Annotated in this window: 24 protein-coding genes; 11 read left to right on the plus strand and 13 right to left on the minus strand. The window is 73.1% G+C overall.

Translation table 11 applies throughout. The features are described from left to right. Positions 1 to 279: 279 nt before the first annotated feature. The 4 genes from ACIBBF_RS08800 to ACIBBF_RS08815 all read right to left on the minus strand — a co-directional run bounded on the left by ACIBBF_RS08800 (position 280) and on the right by ACIBBF_RS08815 (position 3,747). On the minus strand, positions 280 to 1,017 hold the full coding sequence (locus ACIBBF_RS08800; RefSeq protein WP_397412556.1) for a DUF4191 domain-containing protein: 738 nt from the start codon (positions 1,015 to 1,017) through the stop codon (positions 280 to 282). A 53-nt stretch (positions 1,018 to 1,070) separates the two neighbouring features. Further along, on the minus strand, positions 1,071 to 2,072 hold the full coding sequence (gene lipA, locus ACIBBF_RS08805) for a lipoyl synthase (protein ID WP_397412557.1): 1,002 nt from the start codon (positions 2,070 to 2,072) through the stop codon (positions 1,071 to 1,073). 91 nt (positions 2,073 to 2,163) lie between these two features. Beyond that, positions 2,164 to 2,874, minus strand: coding sequence for a lipoyl(octanoyl) transferase LipB (gene lipB / locus ACIBBF_RS08810; RefSeq protein ID WP_397412559.1), 711 nt, complete (start codon positions 2,872 to 2,874; stop codon positions 2,164 to 2,166). 156 nt (positions 2,875 to 3,030) lie between these two features. Then, positions 3,031 to 3,747 carry an HNH endonuclease family protein gene (locus ACIBBF_RS08815; RefSeq protein WP_397412561.1) on the minus strand — a complete coding sequence of 239 codons (717 nt, stop codon included), beginning with the start codon at positions 3,745 to 3,747 and terminating at the stop codon, positions 3,031 to 3,033. A 165-nt stretch (positions 3,748 to 3,912) separates the two neighbouring features. On the opposite strand from ACIBBF_RS08815, the gene ACIBBF_RS08820 reads away from it, so the two are divergent. Then, positions 3,913 to 5,013 (plus strand): Gfo/Idh/MocA family oxidoreductase, encoded by a 1,101-nt coding sequence (locus tag ACIBBF_RS08820; protein WP_397412563.1) that lies wholly within the window; start codon positions 3,913 to 3,915, stop codon positions 5,011 to 5,013. Between the two features lie 148 nt (positions 5,014 to 5,161). Continuing rightward, positions 5,162 to 6,619 (plus strand): hypothetical protein, encoded by a 1,458-nt coding sequence (locus ACIBBF_RS08825; RefSeq protein WP_397412565.1) that lies wholly within the window; start codon positions 5,162 to 5,164, stop codon positions 6,617 to 6,619. On the opposite strand, the gene ACIBBF_RS08830 is transcribed toward ACIBBF_RS08825, so the two are convergent. From ACIBBF_RS08830 to lpdA, 3 genes are all read right to left on the minus strand, one after another. Continuing rightward, positions 6,603 to 7,538 carry a TIGR01777 family oxidoreductase gene (locus ACIBBF_RS08830; RefSeq protein ID WP_397412567.1) on the minus strand — a complete coding sequence of 312 codons (936 nt, stop codon included), beginning with the start codon at positions 7,536 to 7,538 and terminating at the stop codon, positions 6,603 to 6,605. The two genes, ACIBBF_RS08825 and ACIBBF_RS08830, sit on opposite strands and share 17 nt — an antisense overlap. A 127-nt stretch (positions 7,539 to 7,665) precedes the next feature. After that, positions 7,666 to 9,483: a 2-oxoglutarate dehydrogenase, E2 component, dihydrolipoamide succinyltransferase gene (gene sucB, locus ACIBBF_RS08835; protein WP_397412569.1), complete on the minus strand. Its 1,818-nt coding sequence runs from the start codon at positions 9,481 to 9,483 to the stop codon at positions 7,666 to 7,668. 29 nt (positions 9,484 to 9,512) lie between these two features. After that, positions 9,513 to 10,955: a dihydrolipoyl dehydrogenase gene (lpdA, locus tag ACIBBF_RS08840; protein WP_397412571.1), complete on the minus strand. Its 1,443-nt coding sequence runs from the start codon at positions 10,953 to 10,955 to the stop codon at positions 9,513 to 9,515. Positions 10,956 to 11,187: 232 nt separating this feature from the next. On the opposite strand from lpdA, the gene ACIBBF_RS08845 reads away from it, so the two are divergent. Beyond that, positions 11,188 to 11,541 carry an oxidoreductase gene (locus tag ACIBBF_RS08845; protein WP_397412573.1) on the plus strand — a complete coding sequence of 118 codons (354 nt, stop codon included), beginning with the start codon at positions 11,188 to 11,190 and terminating at the stop codon, positions 11,539 to 11,541. On the opposite strand, the gene ACIBBF_RS08850 is transcribed toward ACIBBF_RS08845, so the two are convergent. Continuing rightward, the gene (locus tag ACIBBF_RS08850) at positions 11,542 to 13,086 is read right to left on the minus strand and encodes a leucyl aminopeptidase (protein WP_397412575.1); all 1,545 of its coding nucleotides are present in this window, start codon (positions 13,084 to 13,086) and stop codon (positions 11,542 to 11,544) included. A gap of 132 nt (positions 13,087 to 13,218) precedes the next feature. On the opposite strand from ACIBBF_RS08850, the gene ACIBBF_RS08855 reads away from it, so the two are divergent. From ACIBBF_RS08855 to ACIBBF_RS08875, 5 genes are read left to right on the plus strand one after another with little or no spacing between them, the layout of a single operon-like run. Then, complete coding sequence (locus ACIBBF_RS08855; RefSeq protein WP_397412577.1) at positions 13,219 to 13,578, plus strand: hypothetical protein; 360 nt, start codon at positions 13,219 to 13,221, stop codon at positions 13,576 to 13,578. Continuing rightward, positions 13,554 to 14,030, plus strand: coding sequence for a hypothetical protein (locus ACIBBF_RS08860; protein ID WP_397412579.1), 477 nt, complete (start codon positions 13,554 to 13,556; stop codon positions 14,028 to 14,030). The genes ACIBBF_RS08855 and ACIBBF_RS08860 overlap by 25 nt, the downstream gene beginning before the upstream one ends. Continuing rightward, the gene (locus ACIBBF_RS08865) at positions 14,027 to 15,118 is read left to right on the plus strand and encodes a quinone-dependent dihydroorotate dehydrogenase (RefSeq protein WP_397412581.1); all 1,092 of its coding nucleotides are present in this window, start codon (positions 14,027 to 14,029) and stop codon (positions 15,116 to 15,118) included. Before ACIBBF_RS08860 ends, ACIBBF_RS08865 begins: the two co-directional genes overlap by 4 nt. Continuing rightward, positions 15,115 to 15,324, plus strand: coding sequence for a hypothetical protein (locus ACIBBF_RS08870; protein WP_397412583.1), 210 nt, complete (start codon positions 15,115 to 15,117; stop codon positions 15,322 to 15,324). The genes ACIBBF_RS08865 and ACIBBF_RS08870 overlap by 4 nt, the downstream gene beginning before the upstream one ends. A gap of 60 nt (positions 15,325 to 15,384) precedes the next feature. Then, entirely contained in the window at positions 15,385 to 16,200 is an 816-nt protein-coding gene (locus ACIBBF_RS08875; protein ID WP_397412584.1) for a putative hydro-lyase, read from the plus strand. Between the two features lie 44 nt (positions 16,201 to 16,244). On the opposite strand, the gene ACIBBF_RS08880 is transcribed toward ACIBBF_RS08875, so the two are convergent. Then, a complete protein-coding gene (locus tag ACIBBF_RS08880) occupies positions 16,245 to 17,732 on the minus strand; it encodes a PLP-dependent aminotransferase family protein (RefSeq protein WP_397412586.1) in 1,488 nt (495 codons plus the stop codon). 61 nt (positions 17,733 to 17,793) lie between these two features. Here ACIBBF_RS08880 and ACIBBF_RS08885 point away from each other — a divergent pair, with 61 nt between their 5' ends. Next, the gene (locus tag ACIBBF_RS08885) at positions 17,794 to 18,477 is read left to right on the plus strand and encodes a YitT family protein (RefSeq protein ID WP_397412588.1); all 684 of its coding nucleotides are present in this window, start codon (positions 17,794 to 17,796) and stop codon (positions 18,475 to 18,477) included. A gap of 98 nt (positions 18,478 to 18,575) precedes the next feature. After that, on the plus strand, positions 18,576 to 19,589 hold the full coding sequence (locus tag ACIBBF_RS08890; RefSeq protein WP_397412590.1) for an aldo/keto reductase family protein: 1,014 nt from the start codon (positions 18,576 to 18,578) through the stop codon (positions 19,587 to 19,589). Positions 19,590 to 19,669: 80 nt separating this feature from the next. On the opposite strand, the gene ACIBBF_RS08895 is transcribed toward ACIBBF_RS08890, so the two are convergent. Continuing rightward, positions 19,670 to 20,287 (minus strand): DUF3043 domain-containing protein, encoded by a 618-nt coding sequence (locus tag ACIBBF_RS08895; protein ID WP_397412592.1) that lies wholly within the window; start codon positions 20,285 to 20,287, stop codon positions 19,670 to 19,672. A gap of 56 nt (positions 20,288 to 20,343) precedes the next feature. Here ACIBBF_RS08895 and ACIBBF_RS08900 point away from each other — a divergent pair, with 56 nt between their 5' ends. After that, positions 20,344 to 21,723, plus strand: a complete 1,380-nt coding sequence (locus ACIBBF_RS08900) for a dipeptidase (protein ID WP_397412594.1) — start codon at positions 20,344 to 20,346, stop codon at positions 21,721 to 21,723. A 52-nt stretch (positions 21,724 to 21,775) separates the two neighbouring features. Here the strand turns inward: ACIBBF_RS08900 and ACIBBF_RS08905 are convergent, their stop codons facing one another. From ACIBBF_RS08905 to nadA, 3 genes are all read right to left on the minus strand, one after another. After that, the gene (locus tag ACIBBF_RS08905; RefSeq protein WP_397412596.1) at positions 21,776 to 22,318 is read right to left on the minus strand and encodes an acyl-CoA thioesterase; all 543 of its coding nucleotides are present in this window, start codon (positions 22,316 to 22,318) and stop codon (positions 21,776 to 21,778) included. 76 nt (positions 22,319 to 22,394) lie between these two features. Beyond that, entirely contained in the window at positions 22,395 to 22,979 is a 585-nt protein-coding gene (locus ACIBBF_RS08910) for a DJ-1/PfpI family protein (RefSeq protein ID WP_397412598.1), read from the minus strand. Between the two features lie 23 nt (positions 22,980 to 23,002). Then, a complete protein-coding gene (nadA, locus tag ACIBBF_RS08915; protein WP_397412696.1) occupies positions 23,003 to 24,217 on the minus strand; it encodes a quinolinate synthase NadA in 1,215 nt (404 codons plus the stop codon). Between the last annotated feature and the right edge of the window lie 35 nt (positions 24,218 to 24,252).

Consider the following 24,252-nt stretch of genomic DNA (forward strand, 5'->3'; position numbering starts at 1 on the left):
AACGATCGCTCGCGGATCGCCATGAACCTATGGGCAGGTGGTTTCTCTCTGGTTACTGATTGTTGCGGGAATGTTTCTCGGGCCTCTCGGCCGTGTAACCCCGGGGAGACCTGCAGGTCGAGACACCGGCGGCGATCCCCAGAGTGCCAGAACTCACAGGGCCCGGCCTGGCGGCGTCCGTCCCTCGGACGGGTGATCTGCGGCGGCGGGAGCACGCGAGAGGGGCGCCCTCGATGACGAGGACGCCCCTCTCGTGAGGCGGTTCCGGTGCCGGCCGGGTCAGCGGCCGCGCATGCCCTTGCGGTCGGGGCGGGCGCGGGTGGGGTCGATGCCCTTGGGGATCGGCAGCTTCATGCCGCCGATGGCCTTGAGCCGCTTGCTGACCTCGCTGACCTCGGCGCGCGTGAGGGTCGACTTGAGCCGGGAGACGGAGCGCGCCACCTTGGTGAGCGGCACCTGGCCCTCGGCGTCGCCGCACTGGATCAGGGTGACCGGCACGTTGGACAGGATGCGGCTGACCTTCTTGCGCTCCTGCTCCAGGAGACGCCCCACGCGGTGCGGCGGCCCCTCCGAGACGAGGACGACGCCGGCCCGCCCGACGCCGCGGAACACGAAGTCCTGGTTGCGGGCGTCGACCGCGACGGGCTCGTCCTCGAAGGTCCAGCCGCCGCGCACCGTGCCGAGCGCCGCGCGGGCAGCCCCGGGCTGGCCGGCGATCTGCGTGTACGCGGCCTTCTCCGCACTGCGCGACAGGATGAACATCGCCGCGAGCACGGCGAAGGGAACACCGATGACCAGCGCGTAGATCCAGGGACCCGTCAGCACGCCGATGAGCAGCGCCACCGCCACCACGCCGACGAACGCGGCGAGCATCCACCAGGTGACCAGCGGGTTCTGCTTGCGGGTCATCTGGTAGACGTCCCACAGCTGGTGATACCAGCGGCGCTTCTTGGGCTTCTTCTGCTTGACGGCGGGCGCGTCGTTGCGCGCGTCGCCGCCGGACGAGGTTCTGGCCATGGTCATCGATTCTAGTGCTCTTCGCGTGTACTGAGAGCAGGAGGAGCGCCGGCTCAGCGGGCCAGCAGGCTCGCCGCCTCCTGACGGGAGGTCGTGGGCTGGGCCAGGTGCGACAGCGCCTCGGGGATCGCGCGGCCGTGCTTGGTCATCGCCTGTCCCCACAGACGGCCCGCACGGTACGACGAACGCACCAGCGGCCCCGCCATGACGCCGAGGAAGCCGATCTGCTCCGCCGCCTCGGACAGCTCCACGAACTCCTCCGGCCGCACCCAGCGGTCCACCGGGTGGTGGCGCAGCGACGGGCGCAGGTACTGGGTGATCGTGATGATGTCGCAACCGGCGTCGTGCAGGTCCTGCAGCGCCTGCTTGACCTCGTCGATGGTCTCGCCCATGCCGAGGATCAGGTTCGACTTGGTCACGAGGCCGGCGTCGCGGGCCCGGGTGATGACCGAGAGCGACCGCTCGTAGGTGAACGCCGGGCGGATCTGCTTGAAGATGCGCGGCACGGTCTCGACGTTGTGCGCGAGCACCTCGGGGCGCGACTCGTTGACGGCGTCCAGCAGCTCGGGGATGGCGTTGAAGTCCGGGATCAGCAGCTCGACGCCGGTGCCCGGGTTCAGCGCGTGGATCTGGCGCACGGTCTCGGCGTAGAGCCAGGCGCCGCCGTCGGCCAGGTCGTCACGGGCGACGCCGGTGACGGTCGAGTACTTCAGGCCCATGGTCCGCACGGACTCGGCGACGCGGCGCGGCTCGTCCTTGTCGAAGTCGGCGGGCTTGCCGGTGTCGATCTGGCAGAAGTCGCAGCGGCGCGTGCACTGGTCACCGCCGATGAGGAACGTGGCCTCGCGGTCCTCCCAGCACTCGAAGATGTTGGGACAGCCGGCCTCCTCGCACACCGTGTGCAGGCCCTCGCCCTTGACGAGCGATTTCATGTCGCGGTACTCGGGGCCCATCACCGCCCGGGTCTTGATCCACTCGGGCTTCTTCTCGATGGGCGTGGCCGCGTTGCGCGCTTCGATGCGCAACATGCGTCGGCCTTCAGGTGCGATGGTCACGCAGATCCCTCCCAGGTCAGCGGGTTCGCCCAGCCTATGCCTCGGCTGACCGACGGCGAGCGGTCGCCCGGGGGGCGGGCAGTGGCGTTCGTCACGCGGTGGCGGCGACGGCCACGGACGACGTCGCCACCACCGCGTCCTCCCGCGCGAGCAGCGGTGCGAGGCGTTCCACGAGGGCCGCCTCCAGCAGCGGGCGCACCTCGTCGACGGTCACCCGGCGGCCGAGCTCGGCGGTCAGCGAGGTGACGTCGGCGTCGTCGATCCCGCACGGCACGATGTGGTCGAACGCGGCCAGGTCGGCGTCGCAGTTCAGGGCCAGGCCGTGCATGGTGACGCCCTTGGCGACGCGCGCCCCGATGGCGCACACCTTGCGCTCCCGCCGTGCGTGCGGGACGTCGGGGGAGTCGGCGGCGACCCAGACACCGGACCGGCCCTCGACGCGGATGGTCTCCACGCCGAGCGTCGCACAGACGTCCATCACGGCCTGCTCCAGCGTGCGCACGTACTCGACGACGTCGAACGGCTTGGCGAGCTTGATGATCGGGTAGGCCACGATCTGCCCCGGCCCGTGCCAGGTGATCTTGCCGCCCCGGTCCACCTTGACCACCTCGGTGCCGTCGGTCGGGAACTCGTCGCGGTGCGTGCGGGCGCCGGCGGTGTAGACGGACGCGTGCTCCAGGAGGAAGAGCGTGTCGCCCTGCTCGTCGGTACGGACGGACTCGTGGGTGCGCCGCTGGAGCTCCCAGCCCTCGTGGTAGTCGACGTGACCGGACAGGTGCTCGATGCCGATGGGCGTGTCCATGGCCGCCAGCCTACGTCCACGGAGGGCGGACGGCTGCACCGTTCACCGACCTGGGTTCAGCGGGCGGCCGGCGGCCGGAACGGGCCCGGTTATGGTTCGCGGTGGCCTGCTGGACCAAGCTCGGCAGTGGTGTGCCGGGAGGCGGCAAGAGGTCGGTCAGGATGCCGGGAGCGGCTCCGCCGGGCAGCTCGTCAGGACGTCCGCCATGGCGTCGTGCTCCGCGGGCGTGACCCACAGGCCGTACTTGGCCTTGACGGCGATCTGCCGGGCCACGTACTCGCAGCGGTAGGCCTGGTTCTCGGGGAGCCACTCGGACGCGTCCCGGGCGCCCTTGCCCATGTTCGCCGGGCCGTCCGAGGCCACCAGGTTGAGCGGGTCGTTGGCGATCTGGACCCGCTTCTCCTTGTCCCAGTCCGCCGCGCCGGTGGTCCAGGCGTTCATCAGCGCCACCACGTGGTCGATCTGCACGTCGCCGGAGTTCTCGCCGCGCTCGAACGCGATGGTCTCGCCCGTGTACGGGTCGTCCAGCGTGCCGGACGCGACCTCGCACGTGTCGCCGGAGCTGAACTCGATGTCCTCCAGGTCACGCTGCAACATGTCGTTGCGCGTGTCGCACCCGTTGTCGTCCACGTCCTGCCATGCTGTCCCGAAGTCGGACTCGCGGTCGTAGCCGGCCTCGCTGGCGGCGTCCTGGACCGTGAGGTCCTCGAGCGTCGCGAGCGCCGAACCCTCGGCGCCCTCGGCGGGGGCGACGTCGTCGCCCAGGGACTTGACGACGAAGTTCCCGGCGAGCACGAGCGCGGCGACGGCGATGAGCACGAGCTGCAGGGTCTTGCGCTTCTGGCTGGACTTCTTCCTGGCGGTGGCGGACACGAGCCCCTCATTCTGTCGGCCGGTGAGTCTAGGGCGATGCCCTGACAAAGACTGAGAAAGTATGAAACGCACTGCTTGCTCAAGTCTGCCAGAGTTGTGTTACGCCTGTTTACGCGCTGACCAGTAATCTCGCGTCGCCGGGCGGCGCGGGGCACCATGGGGGCCATGGCACTTCGGATCGGGATCGTCGGCTACGGGGGTGCGGGCAGGCAGATCCACGCCCGCCTGGCACGAGCAGCGGGAATGTCGGTGACCGCGGTCGTCGCCCGGGACTCGGGCCGGAGGGTCCAGGCGGCCGGTGACTGGCCCGGCGCCCGCCTGTTCAACGACCTGCCCGCGATGCTCGCCGAATCCGGCCTGTACGACCTCGTGGTCGTCGCCAGCCCGTCGGGCCTGCACGCGGAGCACGCCGCCGCCGTCTCCCTGGCGGGCAAGCCCTTCGTGCTCGACAAGCCGATCGCGACGACGGCGGCCGAGGCACGGCGCGTGGTCGCGGCGGCATCGGCGGCGGGCACGCCGTTCACGGTGTTCCACAACCGGCGCTGGGACCCCGAGCAGCTCACCCTCGCCGCGCTGCTGCGCCGGGGCGACCTCGGCACGGTGCACACCTTCGAGCGGCACTGGGAACGCTGGCGGCCCAAGCCCCAGCAGCGCTGGAAGGAGAACGACGTCGTGGGCGGCGGGCTCCTGCTCGACCTGGGCCCGCACCTGGTGGACTCCGCGACCCAGCTCTTCGGCCCGGTCGTGGCCGTCTACGCCGAGACCCGCGCCCTGTCCACGCCCACCGAGGACGACGTCTTCCTCGTGCTGCATCACGCGGCCCCCGGCACCGAGCCCGGCAACCGGCTCGGCGCCGTGCCCGGGCGGGCCACCGGCGCCGACGTCCTGTTCGGGGCGGAGCCGCCGGCCAAGGGAGTGGTCTCCCGGCTGTGGGCCGGATCCCTGGTCGGGGCCCCGGGCCCGCGCACCCGGGTGCTCGGCGACGGCGGGGCCTACCTCGTGAACTCGTTCGAGGGCGACGCGTCCCCCTTCGACGTGCTCGACGCCGAGCAGCCCGACGGCACCCACGGCTGGCTCGTGCGGGGCCGGGAGCGCACACCGGTGCCCCGGCCGCGCGGCGGGCACGAGGACTTCTACACCGCGGTGGCGGACTGGCTGGCCGGCGAGGCCGAGGCGCCCGTCGACCCCGCGGACGCCGTCCGCACCGCCGAGGTCCTGGACGCCGCCCGCCTGTCCGCCCGGGAAGGCCGGCTCGTCGACGTCTGATACCGGCGTGAGCAGGCTCTTTGTCCGGTCGCATACCGCAGAGCCAACCCGTGGTCAAGGCATTCGGTCAGTTCACCCACAGGGTGACCGATTCGGCAAATCCTGTGGATAAAGGGCGCGTTCCGACCGCCGGAGTTCTCATGAACGAGTGCACTACATCGAATCTGCGGAACTGGTCCGCGTAGCCGTCCCCACGGACGCCGCGGCGCGCGCCCTGCTGGTGCGCCGACTGGACACACTCGCGACACTGGACCACCCCCATCTGGTGCCGCTCATCGCGATCTCCCCGAACGGGCCGGACAACCTCGACGTGCGGCTCTCGCGCACGGGAGCGGTCGACCTGCCCACCGCCGTCGGCTCGCGGGGTCCCCTGACACCCGCGGAGGGATCCGGTGTCACCGTCGCGATCGCCCAGGCCCTCGCGGCCCTGCACAGCGTGGGCCTCGTCCACGGCGGGGTCCGGCCCACCGACGTGCTGCTCCGCTCCGACGGCACCGCGGTCCTGCGCCCCCGCGTGACGCTCCCGGAGCACAGCGACGACCCGGTCGACGTCACGTCCCTGGCGACGCTCATCGAGTCGGTGCTCGGCTTCCCCGGTCCGAGCATGCACTCCGAGGCGGACGAGGCACTGCGCTCCGTGCTCGCCCGCGCCCGCGCCGAGGACCCCCGCGACCGCCCCGAGCCGGGCACCCTCGCCTCCCTGGTGCACGACGCCGTGCCGCCGGAGCCGGTGCGCCTCCCCGACGGCTCCGCGCTGGTGTCGGCCGCGCTCAGCGGTCCGGTGCCCCTCACGGGCCACGTGCCGCTCGGCGCGCACACCCCGTCGGCGTGGCGGTCCGCCGCGCGGACGCTGACCGGCTCGCTCGCCGCCGTGGACGGCCGGGCCTGGGCGGCCAAGGCGCGCCGCCGGGCGACGATGCCCCTGAGCGGCAGCGCGGGCGCGGCGGCGGTGAGCGGCACCACCCAGCCGCGGACGACGGCGGTCTCCCTGGTCGCCACGGGCATGATCGCGGCGGGTGTCATCGCGGGCGTCACCGCCGGCGTCATGGCGCTGCCCAACATGTTCGGCAGCGAGGAGCCCGCGGTCGCCGCGCCCACGCCGGAGGCGTCCGCGCCCCGCTGGGGCGGCATCAGCCCGGTCGCGAACGCCAAGGACCCGGCCGGCGCCGCGGTCGAGCTCACCGAGCGTCGCCTGGCGCTGCTGGCGGGGGCCGTGTCGGACATCAAGACCGTCAACGTGGAGGGCTCGCCCGCCTACCAGGCGGACGAGAAGATCATCGACGAGCTCCGGCAGTCCGGGGCGCAGGTGGTCGGGGCGTCGGCGGAGGTGGAGTCGACGGAGCTGGTGACCATGGGACCGGGCGCCGCGTCCGCCCTGGAGGACGTCGCCCCCGCGTCGCTGACGACGTCCGAGAGCTCCGACGCGCCCGCGGCGGAGCAGGGCTCGAAGGCCCCCATCGAGGCGGTCGTCCGGATCCAGTACACGATCAGCGCGCACCTGCAGGTGTCGACCGACGGCGAGACGGCGGTGCCGGCGTCCAAGGAGTCGGCCGACCTGATCCTCGTGTGGACGCCGGGCGGCTGGCGCGTCAGCGAGGTGCGCTGACCTCGTCCACCACCCAGCGGGCCGCCTCCTGAGGGCTGGTGTGCGCCCAGGCGAAGCCGGTCCGGGCGAGCACTCCGGGGACGACCCGCTGGGAGGAGACGAGGTCGCCCGCGAACTCGCCGACCGCGACCCGCAGCGCGAACCGTGGCACCGGCAGCACCGCCGGGCGGTGCAGCGCCTGCGCCAGGGCCTGGGTCACGGACCGGTTCGTGGTGGGCTCCGGGGCGACGGCGTTCACGGGCCCCCGGACGTCCTGCGCCCCGATGACGTGGCGGATCGCGGCCACCTCGTCGGCGAGGGTGATCCAGCTCCACCACTGGCGGCCGCTGCCGAGCGGCCCGCCGACGCCGAGACGCAGGAGCGGCAGCAGCCTGCCCAGTGCGCCGCCGCTCGGCGCCAGGACCAGGCCCGTGCGCAGCCAGACGACGCGCCCGCCCGCCTCCGCGGCGGGGGCGGTGGCGTTCTCCCACGCCTCGACCAGCCCGGCCAGGAAGTCCTCGCCCCGTCCCGAGGCTTCCGTGAGCACCTCGTCCCCGCGGTCGCCGTAGGCGCCGATCGCGGAGCCGTTGACCAGCACGGGCGGGGTGTCCAGGCGGGCTATGGTCCGGGCGAGCAGGCTCGTGGTCGTGGTCCGGGAGCCGACGAGCGTCTGCTTGTAGGCCGCGGTCCAGCGATGGTCGCCGATCCCGGCGCCGGCCAGGTTGACGACGGCGTCCGCCCCCTCCAGCGTGGCAGGGTCGAGCTCGCCCGTGCGCGGGTCCCACTCCAGGTCCCGGACGCCCGGCGCCGTGTCCGTGGTGTCCGCGGACGGGGCAGCGCCCCGGCGCACCAGCCGTCGCACACCGTCCCCGCGCGCCACGAGGTCCGCGACGAGCGCGGAGCCGATGAGTCCGTGCGATCCGGCGACCACCACATCCATCCCGCGAATGTAGCGCGGCGACCGCGGCCACGGAGCGACGACGACGGCCGGCCCCGGAGTCGGGACCGGCCGTCGTCGAGTGCTGGCCGTCAGGCGCGCGTCCAGGACGTGCGCGGGCGGCTGTGCGTCAGAGGCCGACCTCGGCCTCGAACGCGCCCTCCTCGATGCGGTTCTTGATCGCGGTGAGGAAGCGGGCGGCATCCGCGCCGTCGACCAGACGGTGGTCGTAGGACAGGAAGATGTACGCCATCGAGCGCACCGCGATGCTCTCGTTGCCCAGCGGGTCCGTCACGACGACCGGGCGCTTGGTGATGGTGCCCGTGCCCAGGATGGCGGCGTGGCCCAGCGGCACGATCGGGGTGTCGATGAGCGACCCGCCCGACCCGGTGTTGGTGATGTTGAACGTGCCGCCCGACAGCTCGTCCGGCGTCACCTTGTTCGCCCGGGTACGTGCGCCCAGGTCCTGGATCTGGCGCGCGATGCCCGCCAGGTTCAGGTCGCCGGCGTTCTTGATGACCGGGACCACCAGGCCGCGCTCGGTGTCGACCGCGATGCCCACGTTCTCCGACGGGTGGTAGGCGATCTCGCCCTTCTCGGTGTCGATCGTGGCGTTGATCTTCGGGTACGCCTTGAGCGCCTCGACGGCGGCCAGCGTGAAGAACGGCAGGAAGGTCAGCTTGGCGCCCTCGCGAGCGGCGAACGACTCCTTGGCCTTGGCCCGCAGCTGTGCGACGCGGGTGACGTCGACCTCCATGACGGTGGTGAGCTGGGCCTGGGTCTGCACCGCCTCGAGCATCCGCTCGGCGACGATCTTGCGCAGCCGCGACATCTTCTCGGTGGTACCGCGCAGCGGCGAGACCTCGAGCTTGGTCGGGGCCGACGGCGCGGCCGTGGCCGCGGGTGCGGCGGCAGGCGCGGCGGCGGGGGCGGCCTTGGCCTCGGCAGCCGCCAGCACGTCCTCCTTGCGGATGCGGCCACCGACACCGGTGCCCTTGACCTCGGCGACGTCGACACCCTTCTCCGCCGCGAGCTTGCGCACGAGCGGGGTCAGGTACGAGCCGATGGTGCGGCCCGTCGACGCCGCGGCGGGAGCGGCGGGTGCCGGGGCCGCGGGTGCGGCCGCCGGTGCGGGCGCGGGCGCGGGGGCGGCGGGCGCGGGCGTCGGGGCGGGAGCCGCGGGAGCGGGCGCGGCGGCGGGAGCCGGTGCGGGCGCAGGAGCCGGGGCGGCGGCCGCGGCCGGCTCGGGGGAGTCGGCGGCCGGGTCCGGGACGGCGGGGGCCGGCGAGGCGGCCGGGGCGGCCGCGCCGGAGCCGACCAGCGCCAGGACGGCGCCGACCTCGACGGTCTCGTCCTCCTGCACCAGGATCTTCTGGAGCGTGCCGGCGACCGGCGACGGGATCTCGGTGTCGACCTTGTCGGTGGAGACCTCGAGCAGCGGCTCGTCGACGGCGACGTCGTCACCGACCTCCTTGAGCCAGCGCGTCACGGTGCCCTCGGTGACCGACTCGCCCAGCGCGGGCAGCGGGACCTCGGTGGCGTCGCCGGACGGCGCGGCGGCCGGAGCCGGGGCCTCGGCGGGCGCGGGCGCCTCGGCGGCAGGCGCAGGCTCCGGTGCGGGGGCGGCGGGCTCCGGCGTCGGCTCGGGGGCGGGCGCCTCGGCGGCCGCGGGCTCGGCGGCCGGAGCCGCGGGAGCGGCACCCGAACCGGAACCGTCGCCGATGACGGCGAGGGTGGCGCCGACCTCGACGGTGTCGTCCTCCTGGACGAGGATCTGCTCGAGCACGCCGGCGATCGGCGACGGGATCTCGGTGTCGACCTTGTCGGTCGACACCTCGAGCAGCGGCTCGTCGACGGCGACCTCGTCGCCGACAGCCTTGAGCCAGCGGGTGACAGTGCCCTCGGTGACGGACTCGCCGAGGGCCGGCAGCTGCACGTTCTCAGACATGACCTGTGGGGTCTCCTTTGTCGTTATGGTCAGTTGTGGGCGTGCAGAGGCTTGCCGGCCAGTGCCATGTGTGCCTCTCCGAGTGCCTCGTTCTGGGTGGGATGTGCGTGGACGAGCGAGGCGACGTCCTCAGGGAACGCCTCCCAGCCCACGATGAGCTGGCCCTCGCCGATCAGCTCGCCCACACGCGAGCCGATCAGGTGCATACCGACCACGGGTCCGTCCTTGCGGCGCACCAGCTTGGCGAAGCCCTGGGTACCCAGGATCTTGCTCTTGCCGTTGCCCGCGAGGTTGTACTCGATGGTCTCCACCTGGTCCGGACCGTACAGCTCCGCGGCCTTCGCCTCGGTGACGCCGACCGACGCCACCTCCGGCTCGCAGTAGGTGACGCGCGGGATCGCCGCCTCGTCGATCGGCGCGGGCGACTGGCCCGCGATCTGCTCGGCCACGTGGATGCCCTGCGCGAACCCGCGGTGGGCGAGCTGCAGGCCCGGCACGATGTCGCCGACCGCCCAGACCTGCCCGCCGGCCGGCGTGGTGACGCCGGTGCGGAGCAGCTCGTCGGTCAGCACGAACCCGCGGTCGACACGGACGCCGGCCGCCTCGTAGCCGAGGTCGGCGGTCCGCGGACCGCGCCCGACGGCGACCAGCAGCAGGTCGGCGTCGAACGTCGTGCCCGACTCCAGCTCGACCTGCACGCCGTCGTCGGACTGCTTGACCTGGGCGAACCGGTCGCCCAGGGAGAACTTGATGCCGCGCTTGCGGAACGCGCGCTCCAGCGCCTTCGAGAGCGCGAGGTCCTCGTTCGGGACGAGGTGCGGCAGCGCCTCGACGATCTGCACGTCGGCGCCGAAGGACTTCCAGACGGAGGCGAACTCGACGCCGATCACACCGCCGCCGAGCACCACGACGGACTTCGGCACGGTGTCGAGCGTGAGGGCCTGGTCGGAGGTGATGACGCGGCCGCCGAGCTCCAGGCCGGGCAGGGTGCGGGCGTACGAGCCGGTCGCGAGCACCACGTGGGTGCCCGTGCAGCGCGACGTGGCGCCGTCCGCGGCGGTGACCTCGACGACGCCGGGGGCCGCGAGCGTGCCGTGCCCCTCGACGACGGTGATCTTCCGCGAGGCGATCAGGCCCTGCAGGCCCTTGTACAGGCCCGCGACCACGGAGTCCTTGTAGGCGAGCACGCCCGGCATGTCGATGCCGTCCAGCGAGGTGCGGACGCCGAACTGCGCGCCGTGGGTGGCCGCGTCGGCCACCTCGGCCGCGTGCAGGAGCGCCTTGGTGGGGACGCAGCCGACGTGCAGGCATGTGCCGCCGAGCTTGTCCTTCTCGACCAGGGCGACGTTCAGGCCCAGCTGCGCGGCCCGGAGCGCGGTGGCGTAGCCTCCGCTGCCCCCGCCGAGCACGACGACGTCGAACGTGTCCGGGTTGTCAGGCGATGGCACGTGCTGGCTCCTCGTCGAAGGCATGGGCTCGGGGGCGAACCGTGCACGCGTCCTGCCTGTGGGCGAACCGTGCGCGGATCATGAGCACCGCATGCCATCTTGACACTTCAGCGGGCGTGGCCCCAATCGTGAACCAGCCTCGACGGGTGTGACCGTGGCGACATTCTGTGACAAGAGTGTGGCTTTCCCTGGGACTGCGTCTGGATCTGCGTCGAGTTGCCTAGGCCGGTACGGGTCTCGCTAGTACCCTCGTTCCATGCCCCGCCAGTCCCGTAGCTCGCTCGCGCGATTCTTCCAGCGACGGTCGTCGTCCGGCAGCGGTCCGCGCCCCGGAGGTGGCGACGCGCGCCGTCAGACGATGGCCCACCTCGGTGAGTTCATCAGCACGCGGGTCGGCGTGGAGGCGTACGTGGAGCCCCCGACCACCGACATCCCCAGCACCGTCCTGCTCGTGGCGAGCACGGGGGAGTGGACGCGCCGCCGGGTGCCGGACGAGCGCACCGCGTTCGACATCGCCAACCAGCTGGGGGTGCCGGTGTACAACGTCCGGTTCACCGGCTACCCCCAGCGGATGCGCGACTGGAACAGCGCCCAGCGCCGCGCCAAGTAGCTACTTCGCCCGGCCCTCGAGGAACGTCAGGAGGGTGCGGACGCCCACGCCCGTGCCGCCGCCCGGCGTGTAGTCGTGCGCGCCGCCGTCGTTGAAGGCGGGGCCGGCGATGTCCAGGTGGGCCCACGGGTGGTCGCCCACGAAGGTCTGCAGGAACAGGCCGGCGTTCAGCATGCCGCCCCAGCGCGGGCCGGAGTTGGCGACGTCGGCCACCTTGGACTTGATGTTCGCCTTGAGCTCCTCCGGCAGCGGCATCGGCCAGAACAGCTCGCCCGCGGCGTCGGCAGCGGCCTTGACCTCGTCGCGGACCTCGTCGGTGCCCATGACGGCGGACGTGCGGTTGCCGAGCGCCACCATCTGCGCGCCCGTCAGCGTGGCGATGTCGAGCACCACGTCGTGGCCGTCCTCGACCGCGGAGACCAGGCCGTCGGCCATGACGATGCGGCCCTCGGCGTCGGTGTTGAGCACCTCGACGGTCTTGCCGCCGTAGATGGTGATGACGTCGGCCGGGCGCTGCGCGTTGCCGCCCGGCATGTTCTCGGCGAGGCACAGGTAGCCCGTGACGGCGACCGGCAGGTTCAGCTTCGCGGCGGCGACCACCGTGCTCAGGACGGCGGCGGCACCGGCCATGTCGGACTTCATGGCCTCCATGCCGGCGGCCGGCTTGATCGAGATGCCGCCGGAGTCGAACGTGATGCCCTTGCCCACCAGGGCGACCTTCGCGGTCGGCTTGGCCGGCGTGTAGGCGACCTTGACGAGACGCGGGCCGCGCGACGAGCCCTGGCCGACGGCGGTGAGGCCGCCGTAGCCGCCCGAGGCGAGCTGCTTGTCGTCCAGCACGGTCACCCGGACGTGCTTGACGTCCTTGGCGGCGGCCTTCGCGGCGTCGGCGAACGTGGCGGGGTAGAGCTCGTTGGGTGCGGTGTTGACCAGGTCGCGCGTGGCGTGCACGGCCGCGGCGAGGATCTCGGCGCGCTCGGCGGCGAGCTTGGCCTTCGCGTTCTTGTGCAGCGGGGTGAGGATCTCGATCGCGGCGACCGGGTCCTTGCCGTTCCTGCCGGCGCTCTTCGAGCCCTTGGCGGCGTCCTTCGCGGCGTCCTTGCCGGTCTCCTTGCCCGCGCTGCGGTACCGGTTGAAGGCGTAGGCGCCGAGCAGTGCGCCCTCCGTCACCGCGGTGATCTCGTCGTCGTCGGAAGCGGGCAGCGCGATCGCGGCGGAGGCGAGCCCGGCGAGCTCGCGCGTCGCCGCGCCGGCCGCGCGGCGCAGGGTCTCGGCGGAGAACGTGCCGTCCTCGGCGCGCTCGCCGAGGCCCGTCAGGACCAGCACCTCGGCGGCGAGCTGCGGGCCGGCCGGGATCTTGCGCACCTCGTCACGCGCACCCGTCACGCCGAGCTGCGGGGCGAGCGTCTCGAGCTGGGTCAGCAGGTCGGTGGGGAGCTGGTCGGACACGACGGCAACGCCGTCCGACGTCTGGGCGGTCGCCACCACGAGCGCTTCGGCCTTCACGGCGGTGGGATTCTTGCTGGAGAGGGTCACGTCGGTCACGAGGCCGATGGTAACCCGGGGCCCTGACACCCTCCCCGAGCCGCACGGCGCGCGGCCGGGCCGCTCGACAGAGGCGCAGGTCACGTCGGTTCCGATTGCCGCCCCGCAGGTGCGGCCCGGTAGTCTGCGGGCGTGATCCTCGCCCTCCTGCTCCTCGTGGTCGCGCTCTGCGTGGCCCTGGCCGGGTGGGCCGGCTGGTTCGTGGCCCGCGACCGTGCGGTGATCCTGAACCAGCTCTGGGGCGGGGCGGTGATCGAGGGCCTGGTGCTGGTCCAGGGCGTCGTGGCGATCGTCCAGGGCGCCACCGGCGCCGGCGCGGGCGACCCGCTGCTGTTCTGGGGCTACTACGCGACCACCCTGGTGATCCTGCCGATCGCCGCTGCGTGGGCGTTCGCCGAGCGGACCAGGTGGAGCTCGGTGGTGCTGCTGGTGGCGTCGCTGACGGTCGCCTTCCTGGAGTGGCGGCTGTGGCAGATCTGGACGGGAGCATGATGGAGCAGACCACCGGGCGGGGTGGCGCGGGACGACCGGCCGGCCGCCGGACCGGACGCGGCTTCGGTCGCGTCCTGGTGACCGTCTACGGCATCCTGGCGTTCGCGGCACTGGGCCGCTCGTCCTACGAGCTGGTCGTGAAGTTCGGCGAGGCGCCGGTGGCGTACTCGCTGTCGACGCTCGCCGCCGTCGTGTACGTCGTGGCGACGTTCGCCCTCGCGATCGGCACCCCCGCGTGGCGGCTGACGGCCTGGGTCACCGTCGGGATCGAGGCTGTCGGCGTGGTGACGGTCGGCGCGCTGTCGCTCGCCGACCCCGAGGCGTTCGGCGAGTCGACCGTGTGGTCCGGGTTCGGCCAGGGCTACGGTTACGTGCCGCTCGTCCTGCCCTTCGTGGGTCTGTGGTGGCTGTGGCGGACGTCGCGCAGCCCGTCCGAGGAGAGGACCGCATGAGCTGGCCGTACTCGTTGTTGTTCAACGGCGTCTTCCGCGGCATGGACCCGGAGCGGGCGCACGAGCTCGCGTTCTCGCTGATCGAGCGCGCCGGGAAGGTGCCGGTGCTGCGCGACGTGGTGCAGGGCGCCGTCGCCCCCTACCTCGGTCAGCGCGCCGGGGGGCCGGGCAGCGTCCGGCTCTTCGGCCGGGTGGTGCCCGCGCCGTTCGGCCTGGCGGGCGGCTTCGACAAGAACGCACGTGCGGTGCGCGGCCTGACGATGCTCGGGTTCGGGTTCGTCGAGATCGGCACCGTGACCGCCCACCCGCAGCCCGGCAACGAGAAGCCGCGCATGTGGCGCGAGCTCGACGTGCGCGGCGTGCGCAACCGGATGGGCTTCAACAACGAGGGTGCGGCGGCCGCCGCGCAGCGGCTGCGCGAGCTGCGGAGCACGGCCGCGGGCCGCGCGATCGTCGTGGGCGCCAACATCGGCAAGACCAAGGTCACGCCGCCGGAGGAGGCCCCCGCCGACTACGCCACGTCGGCCCGGCTGCTGGCACCCTGGGCGGACTACCTCGTGGTCAACGTCTCCTCCCCGAACACGCCCGGCTTGCGGGACCTGCAGGCGACCGAGTCGCTGCGGCCCATCCTCCAGGCCGTGCGGGCCGCCGCCGACGACGCCACCGGCGCGGGGTCGGCGGGCGACGGGCGCCGGGTCCCCCTCCTGGTGAAGATCGCTCCCGACCTGGCGGGCGAGGACATCGACGCCGTCGCCGACCTGGTGCTCGAGCTCGGCCTCGACGGCGTGGTCGCCGTCAACACGACGATCAGCCACGAGCGCGGTCCGGGCGGGCTGTCCGGTCCGCCGCTGCTGGGCCGGGGCCTGGAGGTCGTGGCCCGCCTGCGCGAGCGCCTCGGCACGGGACCGGTCATCATCGGCGTGGGCGGCATCACACGGGCCGACGACGTCCGCGCGTACCTGCGCGCGGGAGCCGACCTGACCCAGGGCTACACGTCGTTCGTCTACGAGGGCCCGCTCTGGGCGTCGGAGATCAACCGTGCGCTGACCCGATCGGCGGGTTCGACGGCAAGTGGGAGGTACGAGTGATCCGTCCGCAGTGGGAGTGGGCCCTGGACGACGCCGAGGGGCGCCGCCTGGACGAGCCCGTGACACCCGTCTTCACCGCGCAGTACGACGCCGAGCAGTGGCTCGGCGAGCACTGGCGCGAGCTGGCCGCCGTGGGCGCGGTGCGGGTGCGGCTGCTGCACGACGGCACCCAGGCCACGCCGGCCGTGGAGCTGCGCACCCCCTGACCGGTGCCGGCAGTCCGCGCCGGCCGTCCGCCCGCGATGCGCGGGCGGCATGATGGTCCGATGGACGCCGACACCACATCCCTGACGCCGGACCGGCGCACGCCCGACCAGCACACCCCCGACCAGGCCAGGGCGCGTTTCCGGGCCGGTCTGCGTGTGCCGACGTCGGGCTGGTCCGCGGGGTGGACCCAGGCCAACCTGATCGCGCTGCCACGGGCCGACGCGTACGACTTCCTGCTGTTCGCACAGCGCAACCCGCAGCCCTGCCCGGTGCTGGACGTCACCGAGCCGGGCGCGGTGTCGGCGTCGATCTTCCGCGGCGACCTCCGTACCGACCTGCCCGCCTACCGCGTGTACCGCGACGGCGAGCTGGTCGAGGAGCTCACCGACGTGACGCACCTGTGGCGGGACGACCTCGTCGCCTTCCTGGTGGGCTGCAGCTTCACCTTCGAGTCGGCGCTCCTCGACGCGGGCGTTCCCGTGCGCCACGTCGAGGCCGGGTCCAACGTGCCCATGTACCGCACCAACCGTGAGTGCCGGCCCGCGGGCGCCCTGAGCGGACCGCTCGTGGTGTCGATGCGCCCGGTGCCCGCGAGCCAGGTGGCCGACGCCGTCCGCATCACCTCGCGGTACCCCGCCGTGCACGGCGCGCCCGTGCACGTGGGCGACCCCGGGGCGCTGGGCATCGCCGACCTCGCCACCCCCGACTTCGGGGACCCGGTCGAGGTCCGTCCCGGCGAGATCCCCGTCTTCTGGGCCTGCGGCGTGACGCCCCAGGCGGCGGTCATGCGGTCCCGGCCGGCGTTCGCGATCGGTCACGCGCCCGGGCACATGGCGATCACGGACGCACGGGACTCGCGGTACGTGGTGCCGTGAGGTGATGGCGGGCGGCTCGCGTGGCCCGGACCGGCGGGCGGCGGCTACCTGCGCGGGCGGCCGTCGCGGGGTGACACCCGCTCCCAGGCACGGACCAGCCGGGGTACGGCGTCGGCCAGCTCCGCGGGTGACCGGGTGAAGGTGAGCCGCACGTGCGTGGCGGCGCCCGCGCCGTCCGGCGTGAACAGCGGCCCGGCCGCGACGCGCGCGCCCTCGGCCGCCGCGGCGGCGGCGAAGGCCTGGGCGACTGGACGACCCAGGTCCACCCAGCAGAACAGCCCGCCCGGCGGTACGGGCACGTCCCACGGCAGCGCGTCGCGCAGCCGGCCGACGAGCAGGTCGCGACGCTCGCGCAGCAGCTGCCGCCGGCCCGGCAGCACCTCGGCCCGGCGGCGCAGCAGGTCGGCCACGGCGAGCTGGTCCAGCACCGCCGTCGCGATGTCCGCCGACTGCCGGGCCCGGGCCAGATGGTCGATCACCCGCGGGTGCGCTCGGATCCAGCCCACGCGCAGACCGCCCCAGAACACCTTCGAGGCCGAGCCGACCGACACCACGTGCGGCGAGGTGCCGTCGCCGGCGAAGGGCGCCGGAGTGCCGTCGCCGGACAGGCCGAGCTCGACGAGCGTCTCGTCGCCCACGACGGTGACGCCGTGCCGGTCGGCGATCTCGCGCACCGCCGCCCGATCGTCGGCCGAGAGCACGGAGCCCGTGGGGTTCTGGTAGTCGGGGACCAGGTAGACCAGCCGCGGGTGCGCGCGCCGCACGGCCGAGTCGAGCTGGTCGACGTCGAGCGGGCCGGTGGGCACGCCCAGCAGGCGCCCGCCCGCCTCGCGCATCGCCTCCATCGCGTGGAAGTACGTGGGCGACTCCACCACCGCCCGGTCGCCCGGGTGCAGGTGGGTCCGGGCCAGCAGGGCGATCGCCTGCTGCGCCCCGGTGGTCACCAGGATCTCGTCGGCCGTGGTAGGCACGCCCCGCTCCCGGTACCGCGCGGCGACCGCCTCGCGCAGCGGCGTGAGCCCGTACGGCTCGTACCCGCCCGAGTCCAGGTAGGCGGGCAGGCCCTCCAGGGCCCGCGTGAACGCGTCGTGCAGCTCGGGCGGCGCCGGGGGAGTCGCCTGCCAGAGGTCCAGGTAGCCGGCGGCGGGATGGATGCCGGTGATCCCGTCGGCGGACAGCGCGTCGTCCGCGACCGGGGCGTCGCCGCCCGCGGCCCGGCCCGGCCCAGGGTCCACGGGGCGCTGCGGCAGGGTGGTGACGGTGCCGGAACCGACCCGGCTCACCGCGAAGCCGAGCTCCCGCAGCCGCGCGTACGCGCCCGACGTCGTGGTGCGGGAGACGCGCAGCGTCGCGGCCAGCTCACGCTCGCTCGGGAGCCGGGTGTGCGGGGCCAGCGTGCCGGACAGGACGGCGGCCCGCAGGGCGTCGGCCAGCGCCACGTAGGCCGGTCCGCCCGCGTGCCAGGTGCCGAGCAGCCGGGCGGTGGACGCGGGGGAGAGATGGCGCAGCACGGTCGGGGTCGCGGTGGACATGGGGCCACTCTTGCGCGATTGGCCCTGGAAGACAAGGCCAATGATGCGCACCCTGGATGTCATGACCACGACCACCGGCCCCACGGCCGAGCACGACCTGGACCCCGCCGCCGAGTCCGCCGGGCCGGCGCCCGTCCTGATGTCCCCCGCGCGCCGCACCGTCCAGCTCCTCCTGGGCCTGGTCGGCTTCGGCCTCGCCACGGCACTGATGCTCCACTCGGGGCAGGGCGCCATGCCGTGGGCCGTGCTGGACCAGGGCCTCGTGGACCGCACGGGCCTGGCCTACGGCTGGGTGGTGCTCGGCGTGGGGCTGCTGGTGATGCTCGCCTGGATCCCGCTGCGCCAGCGGCCCGGGATCGGCACGGTCGCGAACATCATCGTGATCAGCCTGGTCATCGACCCGGCGCTGTGGGTGCTGGAGCGGCTGCTGCCCGCCCCCGCGCTCGCGGCCGGTGTGGGGCTGGCCCTGGCCGGCATCGTCCTGCTCGGGGTGAGCACCGCCGCCTACGTGGGCGCCCGGCTCGGGCCGGGGCCGCGCGACGGGCTGATGACGGGCCTCGTGCAGGTCACGGGCTGGCCGGTGTGGCTGGTGAAGACCGCGATCGAGGTGTCGGTCGTGCTGCTCGGGGTGCTGCTCGGCGGCACGTTCGGCTGGGCGACGGTGGTGTTCGCCTTCGGCGTGGGCCCGGTGGTGCAGGTGGCCGCACGGTGGCTCGCGCCGTCGGGCCTGACGGGGCGTCACTGACGGCGAAGAGGCCCTCACGCAACCGTAGGGCGCCCTTTCCCCAACCGGGTCCATCACCGGGGTCGATTCGATTCGAAGGTTTGTCATAGGGTGCGGTCATGGTCAACTACCGGTACCTCGGCAACAGCGGTCTGAAGATCTCGGAGATCACCTACGGCAACTGGCTCACCCACGCCTCGCAGGTGGAGAACGACGTCGCCACGGCGTGCGTGCGCGCCGCGCTCGACGCCGGCATCAGCACCTTCGACACGGCGGACGCGTACGCGAACACCGCTGCCGAGCAGGTGCTCGGCGACGCGCTGAAGGGCGAGCGCCGCGAGTCGCTGGAGATCTTCACGAAGGTCTACTGGGCCACCGGCCCCAAGGGTCCCAACGACGCCGGCCTGTCGCGCAAGCACGTCATGGAGTCGATCAACGGCTCGCTGAAGCGCCTCGGCACCGACTACGTGGACCTCTACCAGGCGCACCGCTACGACGTGGAGACGCCCCTGGAGGAGACGATGCAGGCGTTCGCCGACATCGTCCGCCAGGGCAAGGCCCTCTACATCGGCGTCTCGGAGTGGACCGCCGACCAGATCCGCGCCGGTGCCGCGCTCGCCAAGGAGCTGGGCTTCCAGCTCATCTCCTCGCAGCCGCAGTACTCGATGCTCTGGCGCGTCATCGAGGACGAGGTCGTCCCCGCTTCGAAGGAGGTCGGTGTCTCGCAGATCGTGTGGTCGCCCATGGCGCAGGGCGTGCTCTCGGGCAAGTACCTGCCGGGCCGGCCGGCGCCCGCGGGCTCGCGTGCCACGGACGAGAAGGGCGGCGCGCAGACGATCAGCCGCTTCATGAACGACGAGACCCTGGCGGCCGTGCAGAACCTCAAGCCGGTCGCCGACGAGCTCGGCCTGTCGATGGCCCAGCTCGCCGTCGCGTGGGTGCTCCAGAACGACAACGTGGCCGCCGCGCTCGTGGGCGCCTCCCGCCCCGAGCAGGTCGCGGAGAACGTCAAGGCCTCGGGCGTGACCATCCCGGCCGAGCTCCTGCAGCAGATCGACGACGCGCTGGCCGGCGTGGTCGTGCGTGACCCGGCCAAGACCCTCGAGGGCATGCCGAAGAAGCGCCCGGCCTGACCTCCTGGCCGGAACGACAGCGAGGTAGAACCCGTCACCGGGTTCTACCTCGCTGTCGTTCTACCTCGGCAGGTGGAGGGTCACTCCGGGTAGTTGCCGCGCTTCTTGCTCATCGGCTTGGGCAGGCGCGACCGGCGCAGCTGGTAGGCCCGCGTGATCGTGTACATCAGCAGGCCGCGCGGCACCTCGCCGAACTTCGCCGTCAGCCGCTTCTTCAGCGACCGCCACAGGAGCCAGACGTCGATGATCGTCAGGAACAGGAACCCGTACAGGCCGAGCATCACGAAGATGCTGAGCTCCGGGTACTGCTGCGTGAAGAACGTCGCGAACAGGAACACGAACGCGACCGGGAGGAAGAACTCGCCGAGGTTCCAGCGCGCGTCCACGTAGTCGCGCACGTACCGGCGCACCGGGCCCTTGTCCTTGGCGGGCATGTACCGCTCGTCGCCGGTCTGCATCGCCTGGTAGGCGCGCTCCCGGTCGACACGCGACTTCTCGCGCTGGGCCTTGCGCGCGGCCTTGCGGTCGTCCGGGACCAGCGGGCGCTTGTTGGCCGCCTGCGCGACGTTGCGCTTGGGCGTGGGCCGTCCCTTGCCGGCGGTGCCCGACGTCGCGTCGGACGGCGGCGTCACCTCGTCAGGGGAGTCGCCCACCGGGGTCACGCCGTCGGGTGTCGAGGTCTTGCTGCGGGAAAACACCCTCCTAGCCTAGTCGCTCGCGGCGGTGCCCTGCTGCCAGCCGTTACCGTGGGCCGGTGACCACCGATACCACCGCGGCCCTCCGGGCCCGCGTCACCGAGCTGTTCCCCGCCCTGCAGGCCGACCTGGAGGCGCTCGTGCGCATCCCCAGCGTCTCCGCGGCGGCCTTCGACCAGGCGCACGTCGCCGCCAGCGCCACGGCCACGGCGCAGCTCCTGCGCGACGCGGGCCTGCCCGAGGTGCAGATCCTCTCCGCGCCCCGGCCGGACGGTACCCCGGGCGCTCCCGCGGTCGTCGCCCGCCGGCCCGCCCCCGCCGGCGCGCCCACGGTCCTGCTGTACGCCCACCACGACGTGCAGCCGCCGGGCGACCCCGCCACGTGGGACACCGACCCGTTCGAGCCCACGCAGGTGGGGGAGCGGCTCTTCGGCCGTGGCGCCGCGGACGACAAGGCGGGCATCGTGGCCCACCTCGGCGCGCTGCGGGCCCTCGGCCTGCCGGACGGTGCGGACCTGCCCGTGGGGGTCACCGTGTTCCTGGAGGGCGAGGAGGAGTCGGGCTCGCCGTCGTTCCGCGCGTTCCTGGAGACCCACCGCGACCTGCTCGCCGCGGACGTCATCGTCGTGGCGGACTCCACCAACTGGAAGGTGGGCGTCCCCGCCCTGACGACCTCGCTGCGCGGTCTGGTCGACGGCGAGATCGACCTGCGCGTGCTCGATCACGCGGTGCACTCCGGCATGTTCGGCGGGGCCGTCCTGGACGCCGTCACCCTCATGTCCCGCCTCGTGGCCACCTTCCACGACGAGGCCGGCGACGTCGCGGTCGAGGGCCTGGTCACCGCGCCGGAGCCCGAGGTCGACTACGCCGAGGCCGAGTTCCGCGCCGACTCCTCGCTGCTGGACGGGGTCCAGCTCGCCGGCACCGGCACGCTCTCCGGGCGGCTGTGGGCCAAGCCCGCGCTGTCGGTCATCGGGATGGACGTGACCTCGGTGGCGGCTGCCTCCAACACCATCGCGCCGCGCTGCACCGCGAAGATCTCGCTGCGGCTCGCGCCGGGTCAGGACCCGGCGGCGGCCGACGCGGCCCTGGCCGCGCACGTGGCGAAGCACGCGCCGTTCGGCGCTCAGGTCACGTGGCGCTCGGGCGAGCAGGGCAAGCCGTTCCTCGCGCCGGGCGACACGGCCGCCATGCGGGCGGCGCGCGCCGCCTTCACCGAGGCGTGGGGCACGGCGCCGGTCGACGTCGGCGTGGGCGGGTCCATCCCGTTCATCGCGGACCTGCTGGAGGTCTTCCCCTCCGCGGCGATCCTGGTGACCGGCGTCGAGGACCCGGACTCGCGCGCGCACGGCGCGAACGAGTCGGTCCACCTGGGCGAGCTGCAGAAGGTCGTCCTGGCGGAGGCGCTCCTCCTGACGAAGGTCGCCGAGGGGCTCTGACCCGGCCATCCGGGCGGCGCGCCCCCGGGCGGCGGGGCTCCGGCTCCCGCCGTCAGGGGCGCGCCGGCTCCCGGGGTGCCACGTCCAGCGCGCGCGCCCACGCCGCGACGTCGGCGGGCAGCTCCGGTGAGGGCAGGTCCTCGCCGGTGGCGTCACGGACCACCTCGAACGGTGAGATCCGGTTGCCCTTGCGGTCGAGGAACCGGCTGGCGACGATGCCGCGGGCGTACAGCTTGTCGCCGCGGGTGAACACCTGCTCCAGGTAGAAGACGCGCTCGTCCCAGCCGAGGATCCGGGTGGTGATCTCGAACCGGTCGAACGGCTGCAGGGACCGGCGGTACTTCATGGTCGAGGCCGCGACCACGGGGGCCCAGCCCTTCTGCCGGGCGACCGGGAACATGCCGAGGTCGGCGATCTGGTTGTTCCGTGCGACGTCCATCATCTGCAGGTACGTGCCGTTGTTGACGTGCAGGTACGAGTCGAGGTCGAGGGGGCCGACGCGCATCCGGGTGACCGACGGGTCGAGCAGCGTCTGCCCGGGGCGGGCCTTGCGGGGGAAGAGTCCGGACCACGTGAGCTGAAGCATGCGAGCCATGTGCCGAAGGTTATACCGGGAACCCGGAGTATCGGATACCTGTTCACGGAGCCGTCACGGGGTGTTCGGCCGCCGCTCAGCCCGCCTGGATCTCGAACCGCACGGCCCGCGCGACCCCCGGCGTCTCCAGCCGCTCGACCAGGTGCAGCGCCATGTCGATGCCCGCCGACACCCCCGCGGAGGTGACCACGTCGCCGTCGTCCACGTACCGGGCCTCGGTGTCCACGAGGATGCTCGGGTCGAGCGCGGCGAGCTCGTCGTAGTGGCCGTGGTGCGTGGTGGCGGGCCGCCCGGCCAGCAGGCCGGCGGCCGCCAGCGGCAGGGCGCCCGTGCAGACGCTCGCCAGGATCGGCGTCTGCTTGCGGATCTGCCGCAGCCACTCCAGGTGGCCGGGCTCGGCCAGCAGAGGTCGCGTGCCCAGCCCGCCCGGGTAGACCAGCACGTGCAGCGGGCCGACGTCGTCCGCCCCGTGCGCCGGCAGGATCCGCAGCCCCTTCGCGAGCCGCACCCCGGCGCCGTCCCACGAGAACGTGCTCACCGTGGGACGGAGCTGCGAGTGCGAGCCCCACTCGGCGAACACCTCGAACGGCCCGACGACGTCGAGCTCCTCCGCCCCGTCGAAGACGAAGATCCCGATGCGCAGCCCGCCGTTGCCGCTCACTGGTGGGTCCTCGGCCGGTCCGGTCAGATCCCCGGGAGGGCCAGCATCTGGTCGAGCGCCACACGGGCCCAGTGGGCGTCGTCGGCGTCCACGACGATCCGGTTCACCATGCGTCCCTCCGCGAGCGACTCCATGGCCCACACCAGGTGGGGCAGGTCGATCCGGTTCATGGTCGAGCAGAAGCACACCGTCGAGTCGAGGTAGTGCACCTGCTTGTCCGGGTGCGCCTTGGCGATGCGGCGGACCAGGTTGAGCTCGGTGCCGACGGCCCAGGCGGACCCGGGCTCCGCAGCCTCGAGCTGCTTGATGATGTACTCGGTCGAGCCGACGTGGTCCGCGGCCGTGACCACCTCGTGCTTGCACTCGGGGTGCACCATCACGTTGATGCCGGGGACGGCGGCGCGGATGTCGGTGACATTCTGCTCCGAGAAGCGGCCGTGCACCGAGCAGTGGCCGCGCCACAGGATCATCCGCGCGTCGCGCAGCTCCTGGTCGGTCAGGCCACCGTTCGGCTTGCGCGGGTCGAAGACCACGCACTCGTCCAGCGACATGCCGAGCTGCAGGACCGCGGTGTTGCGGCCCAGGTGCTGGTCGGGCAGGAAGAGCACCTTGCCGGTGCCGTCGACGCCCCCCACCTGGTCGAAGGCCCAGCGCAGCGCGACCTCGGCGTTCGAGGAGGTGCAGACCGTGCCGCCGTGCCGCCCGGTGAACGCCTTGATCGCTGCCGACGAGTTCATGTACGTGACGGGGAGGGTGGAGTCCGCGACGCCGGCGTCCTGCAGCACCGCCCAGGCCTCCTCGACCTGGTTGATCGCCGCCATGTCGGCCATCGAGCAGCCCGCCGCGAGGTCGGGCAGCACGACCTGCTGCCGGTCGGAGGTCAGGATGTCCGCGCTCTCGGCCATGAAGTGGACGCCGCAGAACAGGATGAACTCGGCCTCGGGCCGGGCGGCCGCCTCGCGCGCGAGCTTGAACGAGTCGCCCGTGACGTCGGCGAAGTCGATGACCTCGTCGCGCTGGTAGTGGTGCCCCAGGACGAACGCGCGATCGCCCAGCGCGGCACGCGCGGCGCGGGCCCGGTCGACGAGGTCGGGGTCGCTCGCGGCGGGAAGGTCGCCCGGACACTCCACGCCACGTTCGGACGCCAGGTCACGACCCTGGCCGAGCAGCAGCAGCGGAGAGGGGGCGGGCTCGGAGAAGCCGGTGGGATCAGCCAGCAGGGTGCTCACAGTGAACATCATGACACGCGGTGGTGACACGCAGTCAGGACGTG

Source organism: Promicromonospora sp. NPDC050880 (genome assembly GCF_044456525.1).
Taxonomy (GTDB): Bacteria; Actinomycetota; Actinomycetes; order Actinomycetales; family Cellulomonadaceae; genus Promicromonospora.